Origin of the sequence: Bacteroides sp. CAG:189 (assembly GCF_000432295.1) — a bacterium.
Taxonomy (GTDB): domain Bacteria; phylum Bacteroidota; class Bacteroidia; order Bacteroidales; family Bacteroidaceae; genus Bacteroides; species Bacteroides salyersiae.
Genome location: NZ_HF991070.1, coordinates 1 through 1,808 on the forward strand (window position 1 = coordinate 1; position 1,808 = coordinate 1,808).

Below are 1,808 nucleotides of genomic sequence, written 5' to 3' on the forward strand. Positions count from 1 at the left end.
GACGACGGATTTCTTTCTTAGTACGTACGATCAAAGCTTTAGACACTGCACCTTTTTTAATATCACCCGAGGGAATGACGCTCTTTACAGAAACGACAATAACGTCCCCTACTGAAGCATAGCGACGTCTTGTACCGCCCAAAACGCGGATACAAAGAGCTTCTTTAGCTCCACTGTTGTCACATACTGTAAGTCTGGATTCTACTTGTATCATAATTACTTAGCTCTTTCAATTATTTCTACTAATCTCCATCTCTTAGTCTTGCTCAAAGGACGAGTTTCCATAATGCGTACTGTATCACCTACATTGCATTCATTCTTTTCATCGTGAGCATGGTACTTCTTCGTTTTACTAACGAACTTACCATATATAGGGTGTTTTTCCTTGAATTTGGCAGCAACAGTAACGGTTTTATCCATCTTATTGCTCAATACAACACCTGTTCTTTCTTTTCTTAAATTTCTTGCTTCCATCGAGCTGATCATTTATTGTTAAGTTCTCTTTCGCGCAACTCTGTTTTCATACGCGCAATAGTCCTGCGTAACTGTTTAATTTGCGCAGGGTTTTCCAGAGGAGAAATAGCATGGTTAATAACCGTCTGGTTATAATTCACTACTTCTGCTTCAATTCTTTCTGCTAAGTCAGCAGTAGACATTTCTTTAATTTCTGCAATTTTCATAAACGTTACGCATTTTGATTTTGAATATCATAATCACGTCTCACTACAAACTTCGTAGTGATAGGAAGTTTTTGAGCAGCTAAGCGAAGAGCTTCTTTTGCGATTTCGTAAGAAACACCTTCTGCTTCAATAATAATTCTACCCGGAGTAACAGGAGCCACGAATCCTTCGGGAGCACCCTTACCTTTACCCATACGTACATCAGCAGGTTTTCTTGTAATAGGTTTATCCGGGAATATACGAATCCAAATTTGTCCCTGACGTTGCATATATCTTGTTACTGCAATACGAGCAGCTTCAATCTGGCGGCCTGTGATCCATTTCGTTTCCAAAGCCTTAATTCCAAAAGAACCAAAAGCAAGCTGGTTGCCTCTTTGTGCAACACCTTTAGCCCGTCCTTTCTGTTGTCTTCTGAATTTTGTCTTTTTCGGTTGTAACATAATTCCTAAAAATTCAAATTCGTTTAGCGATTATTTTTCTTTCTTTTGAAGTTCTTTCCGCCACCGTTGTTTCCACCATTGTTTCCACGACCACTTTCTTTGTTTTGTGTAAAGTTCGGAGCCAATTCTTTCTTACCAAACACTTCACCTCTACAAATCCAAACTTTAATACCGAGAAGACCCACTTTAGTCAAAGCTTCCGCATGACAATAATCGATATCTGCTCTAAAAGTGTGCAACGGAGTTCTTCCTTCTTTATACATTTCAGAACGAGCCATTTCAGCTCCATTCAAACGTCCTGAAATCTGAATTTTGATACCTTCAGCACCCATACGCATAGTATTTGCGATAGCCATCTTAATGGCACGGCGATAGGCAATTTTACCTTCTACCTGACGAGCGATGTTGTTAGCAACAATCACAGCATCCAGTTCCGGTCTTTTTACTTCAAAGATATTGATCTGAATATCTTTGTCGGTAACCTTCTTCAACTCTTCTTTCAACTTATCAACTTCCTGGCCACCTTTACCGATAATAATACCCGGACGAGCTGTACAAACAGTAATAGTAACGAGTTTCAATGTACGTTCGATCACGATTCTTGAAACGCTTGCCTTTGCAAGTCTAGCATTAAGATATTTACGGATCTTGCTATCTTCCAGCAAAGAATCACCGTAATCATTTCCAC

At 39.4% G+C, this 1,808-nt stretch carries 5 protein-coding genes; all 5 read right to left on the reverse strand.

Features of this window, described 5'->3' with window-relative positions:
• Positions 1–214, reverse strand: a 214-nt coding sequence (locus QVP90_RS09625; RefSeq protein WP_288204212.1) for an uL14 family ribosomal protein, incomplete at its 3' end; no start/stop codon positions are given.
• Between the two features lie 2 nt (positions 215–216).
• On the reverse strand, positions 217–486 hold the full coding sequence (gene rpsQ / locus QVP90_RS09630) for a 30S ribosomal protein S17 (protein ID WP_085930778.1): 270 nt from the start codon (positions 484–486) through the stop codon (positions 217–219).
• Positions 483–680 (reverse strand): 50S ribosomal protein L29, encoded by a 198-nt coding sequence (rpmC, locus tag QVP90_RS09635; protein ID WP_005929037.1) that lies wholly within the window; start codon positions 678–680, stop codon positions 483–485. Before rpmC ends, rpsQ begins: the two co-directional genes overlap by 4 nt.
• A gap of 5 nt (positions 681–685) precedes the next feature.
• Positions 686–1,120, reverse strand: a complete 435-nt coding sequence (gene rplP, locus QVP90_RS09640) for a 50S ribosomal protein L16 (RefSeq protein ID WP_005929034.1) — start codon at positions 1,118–1,120, stop codon at positions 686–688.
• 23 nt (positions 1,121–1,143) lie between these two features.
• Positions 1,144–1,808 (reverse strand): 30S ribosomal protein S3 (gene rpsC / locus QVP90_RS09645; protein WP_288204213.1); only part of this gene is annotated, 665 nt, incomplete at its 5' end.

Coding starts and splice junctions, on each gene's coding strand:
- rplP (WP_005929034.1), bottom strand. CDS start 1,120: ATGTTACAACCGAAAAAGACAAAATTCAGAAGACAACAGAAAGGACGG.
- rpmC (WP_005929037.1), bottom strand. CDS start 680: ATGAAAATTGCAGAAATTAAAGAAATGTCTACTGCTGACTTAGCAGAA.
- rpsQ (WP_085930778.1), bottom strand. CDS start 486: ATGATCAGCTCGATGGAAGCAAGAAATTTAAGAAAAGAAAGAACAGGT.